General features: G+C 29.6%; 6 protein-coding genes. All 6 read left to right on the top strand.

All coding sequences use genetic code 11. The annotated features are described in order from the left end of the window. The first annotated feature begins 159 nt into the window (after positions 1-159). The 6 genes from Q4Q35_RS19010 to Q4Q35_RS18985 all read left to right on the top strand — a co-directional run bounded on the left by Q4Q35_RS19010 (position 160) and on the right by Q4Q35_RS18985 (position 6,632). Positions 160-1,698, top strand: coding sequence for a rhomboid family intramembrane serine protease (locus Q4Q35_RS19010; RefSeq protein ID WP_303279612.1), 1,539 nt, complete (start codon positions 160-162; stop codon positions 1,696-1,698). A gap of 153 nt (positions 1,699-1,851) precedes the next feature. Further along, positions 1,852-2,859, top strand: a complete 1,008-nt coding sequence (locus Q4Q35_RS19005) for a phosphotransferase (protein WP_303279611.1) — start codon at positions 1,852-1,854, stop codon at positions 2,857-2,859. A gap of 159 nt (positions 2,860-3,018) precedes the next feature. After that, positions 3,019-3,645 carry an SMI1/KNR4 family protein gene (locus Q4Q35_RS19000; protein WP_303279610.1) on the top strand — a complete coding sequence of 209 codons (627 nt, stop codon included), beginning with the start codon at positions 3,019-3,021 and terminating at the stop codon, positions 3,643-3,645. A gap of 200 nt (positions 3,646-3,845) precedes the next feature. Further along, positions 3,846-4,739, top strand: coding sequence for a tetratricopeptide repeat protein (locus Q4Q35_RS18995; RefSeq protein WP_303279609.1), 894 nt, complete (start codon positions 3,846-3,848; stop codon positions 4,737-4,739). A 37-nt stretch (positions 4,740-4,776) separates the two neighbouring features. Beyond that, on the top strand, positions 4,777-5,421 hold the full coding sequence (locus Q4Q35_RS18990) for a hypothetical protein (RefSeq protein ID WP_303279608.1): 645 nt from the start codon (positions 4,777-4,779) through the stop codon (positions 5,419-5,421). A gap of 158 nt (positions 5,422-5,579) precedes the next feature. After that, positions 5,580-6,632, top strand: coding sequence for a hypothetical protein (locus Q4Q35_RS18985; protein ID WP_303279607.1), 1,053 nt, complete (start codon positions 5,580-5,582; stop codon positions 6,630-6,632). Positions 6,633-6,764 lie beyond the last annotated feature (132 nt).

Genomic DNA, 6,764 nt, shown 5'->3' with positions numbered 1-6,764 from the left:
AGAGCTACAAAAAATGCAATTAATTTATACAACGAAATAAGATTACACTTATCTTTAGATTATAAAACACCTAATATGGTATATAAATTATCAGCGTAAAAATCAATTTTAACCTGTAGCCATATTTTAGGACAAGACATTTTAAACGAACATCGAGAATTGAACGGTATTAAGACAAAACTTCAAGAAGTATATATTCCATATTTAATAGTTTCGATAGGAACTATTCTTTTTTACAACATTTTTCGTTGGACTTTAGATATTAAACTCGGGATTTTACCATTAAAGGAAAACTTGTTGAATTTTTGGATTCCTTTCGCCCTTCCGTGGATTCCAATACTCATTTGGCTACGAAGAAGAATTCGAATTTTAAATGTTAGAGGTAAAAGAGATAATGGATATTTTGGATATCAATTCGCTATGGCAGCAGCAATGGCTGTTCCAATAATTATAAGTCAAAACTACATTGAAAAAAGCTCTTTTGACTTGAATGAAATATCTTCAATCTCAAAAGTAAAAGAATTAAAAAACGAAAAATATTTCAAAATAATATCCTTTGATGTTGACCAAAATTCAAGTCTTCCATATGTAACTGCAAGAACCTCTGGTCGAAATAATGATAATTTGAATTTTTACTTATATCTCGCTTGTCCCTTTGAAGACACAAACTCTATTTGGTATGGAGTTGAGTATAAAAAGAATTTGAGTAACCGAATTAGTGAACAAAGAAAAAATTCAGAGTACAGAACTTTTATAAACAAATCAGAAAAAGAATTTAAAACCTATAATTTTCAAGATGTAGAATATTTTGAACGACTTGGATATTCAGATGACAGAGACGGATTTATAGAAGCAATAAAAGAAAGAAACACTTATCTAAACGAAAATGAACAAATAATACTTGTACCTAAAAAAGATGTTTTTGAAGAAAGACTTGGCAATTCGTTCCCTTGGATTTTCGGCTCTTTTGGAATTGGAGCTTTTATACTTTTAGCAATGGTTTTAATTCCGAAAATTGACGAAAAGGAATTAAGAGATTTTAAAAAAAATAAACCATTGAAAGAAGATGATTTAAAAGATATATTAGGTTTTTTAAATCCAATGGGAGAAAATAAAACAACTGCAATTTTATTACTTCTAAACATTATTGTTTTCCTTGTTATGATTTTTGATGGACTGAATATAGTTTCACCTACTCCAAAAGAATTACTTGAAATTGGTGGAAATAGAAGATTTGAAGTTATGGATGGAGAATATTGGAGATTACTTTCTTCTATATTTATTCATGGTGGACTTTTACACTTGCTTATGAACTTAATAGGTCTTGGACTTGGAAGTAGTTTATTGGAAAACATTCTTGGTTCAGTAAAATTAATAATTATATATTTTGTTTGCGGTATACTTGCAAGTTTAGCGAGTATTTATTGGCACGAAAACACAGTTAGTGTCGGAGCATCCGGAGCAATTTTTGGACTTTATGGGTTAATTTTAGCTTTTACAGTTTTTAAAATTTATCCAAATTATATGAGAGGAATGACTTGGATGTTGTTGGGACTTTATGCAGGAGTAAGCCTGCTATTCGGATTTTTAGGAGGAATTGATAATGCTGCTCATTTTGGCGGACTAATAAGCGGGTTTTTGATTGGAGGAATTTTGATTTTAATAGATAAAGAAGAACTAAAAAAAAACGCAAGCTAACAACGTGTCCTATAATTCATTGCTAGTACTCGCCTACTTACGAAAATCCTCGCGGATTTTCTATTCGGTTTGTATTTGCTAAATTAGTTGCTGAAATACACAACGAAACCATACACGTTAGCAGCAAGCTCAAAAACGACAACATACAAATTAATGAAAGAAACATTCGAAGTAATTAATAGTACACTTTCAACAAGAAAAATAAGTGAATTTATTCAGCAAAAATATAATTTAAGTAACAAAACGGAATGTAAACTTTTTCGAGCTGCAATGAACCATCTTTACATTGTCACTGATGGAGAAAAAAAGTTTGTTTTCAGGGTTTACACATATAACTGGAGAACAAAACTTGAAATTAATGAAGAATTAAAACTTCTAATTCATTTAAATACAAACAATACACCTGTATCTTTTCCAATAGCTGATAATTCAAATAATTTGGTACAAGAACTTAATGCGCCTGAAGGAAAAAGATTTGGAGTACTCTTTTCTTACGCCAAAGGTTCAAAGATTCCAGGTTTCTCGCAAGATACAAGTTTCATTATTGGAAAAGCATTGGCAAAAGTTCATAAATCCACACAAAATTATACGTTGAATAGAATTAATTATAATTCTAAAACTTTACTTGTAGAATCTCTTTCCAGAACAAAACAGTTTTTCCAAAAAAAATCAGATGAAATTAAGTTTTTAGAAACATTATCGAATTTTCTTAAAATCAAATTTGAGAATCAAAATGAACAAAATTTGCGAAATGGAGCTGTACATCTTGATGTTTGGTTTGACAATATGCATATTGACGAAAACAATGAAGTGACTTTTTTTGATTTTGATTTTTGTGGTAATTCTTGGCTGTGTTTTGATATTTCTTATTTTTTATTTCAACTTTTTTCAACTCACCTAAATGAAAACGAGTATCAAGCTAAAGCGGACAGTTTTATAGAGGGGTATGAAACCGAAATAGAAATTTCTAAAGAAGAGAGAGAATTATTACCATATGCTTGTTTAGCTATTATGACTTACTATATAAGTATCCAATGTGACCGATTTGATTATTGGACAAATATTTTTCTAAATGAACACCATTTAAAAAGATTTGTTGGAAATTTAAAACGGTGGATTAACTTTAATAACATAGAAATTGAACTAAAAGCCAGCTGCTAACAATGGATGCTATAATTCATTGCGGTTGAATTCCTAATCGGAATTCAACGCTTATTTATTATCTTTCGGCTACGGCGGAAAGAATCCTGCGGATTTTTCCGCAACGAAATCATAGCCTAGACCGTTGTAAAACATTTGCGGAACGAATATCAGAAGAAAATGAAATTAAAAAATATGCAAAAATATGGTCTATTAATATTTATTATATCCATAGTTCTCTCTTGTGTTCAAAACAAAAAAAATGAAAATATTAATTCTGAACAAGTTTCAACTACCGAAAAACAAATGAAAGAATTAATAAGAATATTGAATGCGGACTCAAAACAGCATCAAGAAATTGGACCAAAATTAACCGATAATGAAATTCAAGAAGTAGAAAGAAAAATTGGATTAACTCTTCCTGAATCTTACAAAATATTCCTCAAGGAATTTGGAAACGGAGCTTATTGGATTTATATGACTTCTTTGGATGATATAAAGCGTTTCTCGTATTTGAAAGAATACCGAAAAGAACTCGGAAATACAATCGAATTGGTCGGAGAAAAGGAAATTGAAGTGAATACATTATTGAGTTTAATGACAGAAGATTCTAATGGTGGAGCTTGGGTTTGGTTAACATCTGAAAATTCTGAAAGCGGAGAATGGCCTTTAGCATATTATAGTTTGAGTGACAAAAAACTTCACTATAAAGTAAAAAATTTCACAGAATGGTTAAGATTGCTAACAAAATGTAAATCAGAAGTAATTAGAGAACTTGATGTTGATGACAAACTTGGTTTGGGATAGTAAAAAACTGATTGGCTAACAAACGAACCAAGATGAAAATAAAAAACGTTTTACAACAACATGTCCTCATTCATTGCTAGTACACGCCTACTTACGAAAATCCTCGCGGATTTTCTATTTGGTGTGTATTTGCTAATTTAGTTGCTGAAATACGCAACGAAATCAGAAACACGTTGGCACCAATTTTGAGAAAAACACGAATGAAAAGAATATTAGGAACATTTATTGCGATTTTAATTTCGCAAATCGGATTTAGTCAAGACTACCAATCTGAATTTCAAAAATATTGTCAAACTAATGACACTATTAATCAATTGAAAACTTTGAAAAAATGGCAATCTGAAAATGCAAAAGATGCCGAACTTCTCATAAGCTACTTCAATTATCACTTTATGAAATCACGTCAAGAAGTTCTCGCATTAACAAACGACCAACCAAATGGAGAAAGTCTTGTATTAAAAGATAGCTTAAATCAAAATGCTGGATTTTTAGGAAGTCAAATCCATTATGACCAAACGGAATTAAAAAAAGGATTGGATAAAATTGACGAAGGAATCAAACTTTATCCAAATCGACTTGATATGCGTTTTGGAAAAATATACGCACTTGGACAAATTTCTGATTGGACAAATTTCACATCGGAAATAATAAAGACAATTGAGTATTCAACCAAAAACAGTAATAAATGGACTTGGACAAACCACGAAAAATATGATGGTGGAGAGAAAGAATTTCTATTAGATATTCAAAACTATCAATTGCAATTATACAATACTGGTAATGATGACTTGCTCAAAAATATGCGAGAAATTGCAAATACAGTTTTAGAATTTTATCCAAGCCATATAGAAAGTTTGTCAAATCTTTCAATTACTTATTTGCTAACTGGAGAATATGATAAAGGAATTGAACCACTTTTGCGAGCTGAAAAGATTAATCCAAAAGATTATATAGTTCTGGGAAATATTGCTCAAGGCTATAAACTTAAAGGAGATAAGGGAAAAGCTATTGAATATTATGAAAAAACTGCTGAATATGGAGATGAAAGAGCTAAAGGATATGCTAAACAACAAATAACTGAATTAAAACAATAAAAAAACTGGTGCCAACAAACATTTATCAAATCATTCGATGAGAAAATTATTAATTCTGACTCTTTTATTAATTCTAAGCACAAATTCATATGCAGGTGCTGGATTAGCTTTTAGATATAAAATAGAATTACAAAATGGAAATGAAAAAATAACTGGTTACGTTTATCATTATACATATTCAGATGGTTTTAAAAGTGACAAAGAATCATTCTTGAAATATTTTTCCAGAGAATTCCATAATACACCTTACATATACACAGAAGTTCATAGTTTGAATTTATCTGAAAATTTTGAATTAGACTTTTTTCTACCAAGAAATAGAATAAAGTTTAGTCCAAAAAAAATAATAGATGTAAAATTGTTTGAAAAAAAACAATTTGGAGTCGGAGACAAGATTTTATTAATTCAAAATGAAAAAGTTTATAATTTAATTGGGGTAAAAAACTTCCAAGAGGAAAGAGTAGATTATAAATTAGCTGAAAATTGTAATATCTCTATTGTTGATTTTAGTATGAAAGCAGATCTTAAAAAAATAAAGATGAATTTGAATTCTTTAATTGAGAAACATTACAACAATGAATTAGAGTCTGTTAACCAAGGTTTTTTTAAAGCCTTTAATCAGTTTAAAGAAAAAATGTGTATTGATAATGTGCTGATTTTTAATTACTGTTCTGCATTATAATAAAAAACCATTTTACAACACCGTGTCATAATTAATTGTTAGTAATCGCCTATTTACGAAAATCCTCACGGATTTTCTATTCGGTTATTATTTACTAACTTTCGTGCTAAACCACGCAACAAACCATATACAACACAACGTTACCTCTCATTGGACGAATGAAAAAAACAACACTAATATTTCTTCTAATTTCAGTTTTAGGATGTAACAATCCCAAAAATAAAGAGCTTTTTGAAAACAGTACTGATAAATTATTCCTGACTAAAAAAGTTTTAGACTCAGCACTAGCAGTCGCAGAGAAAAAACTATCAAATGAAAATTTTACTTATAATAAAAAAGCAATATTGAATATCAATAGCTTAGACGAATCTTTAGATACCGATGCTAATTTAAACCAATTAGAAATCACCTTAAAAAAATGCCTAAAAAATTATAATGAAAACTCCAATTTAGTTTTGGATAGAGTAGTCAACAAAGTTCTTAATGAGTCAAATAAAAGCTTGAAAGACAACACTTATGTTTACTTTGAAATTAAAGAGCTTTTATTCCAACATGACTTATCCTCTATAAAATTAAGTAAAGCTCTTCAAGAATACCAATCAGAATATTGGATTTCAAATATTTTAAGAAACACAAGGGGCTTTAAAGTGAAAAAAGTGAAATTTTTGAATGCTATTGAAAATTGGAGCTTTTCAACGATGCAAGACAAAAAATATACATTCGAACGAGAGTGGTCATATGGTAGAAATTTAGACTCTACTAAATTAAATGTAAATGAAATATATGTGAGAGGAAAAGATACTCTTATTAGCCAAATGATTGAATTTAATAAAGGGGTTTTGGATTCTACTAGGAGTGATTTCTATAAAACTGAAATAAACAAAATCAACGATACTCTTTTTAAAGGGAGAATAACACCTTATAATAGCTCAATCCATTCCTTAGGCCTACCTTTAGATAGAAGAAAAATAACAATCATGTTATACCCGAAATATGAAATTATTCAATCAGAAAATCAAAATTTCATCGATTTTACTATTACAAACGATACAATTAGTGGATTTATTCAAGATGTGTGTTTCTTTGAGTCAGATTCAGTAAATGGACAACCAATGCTCAGGGTTATAACAAAAGAAAGACCTATTGACAATAAGTACAGGACTAATAATGAAATGATTGACGCGTTTGAAATGTTTAAAAACGAGAGGTAACAAAGAAGTATAAAAATAATTGCTTGGTCATTGCTTACTTGGAAAATCCTGCGGATTTTCCTCTGGCTAGTTTTTGTTTGCTAAATTAGTGGCTTAACCACGCAATTCTTATACGAAGCCGTCAGAGTGTCT

Origin of the sequence: Flavivirga aquimarina (assembly GCF_030540835.1) — a bacterium.
Classification (GTDB): Bacteria; Bacteroidota; Bacteroidia; order Flavobacteriales; family Flavobacteriaceae; genus Flavivirga; species Flavivirga aquimarina.
The sequence above is the reverse complement of the archived record's forward strand: the minus strand, read 5'-3'. Positions and strand labels throughout refer to the sequence as shown.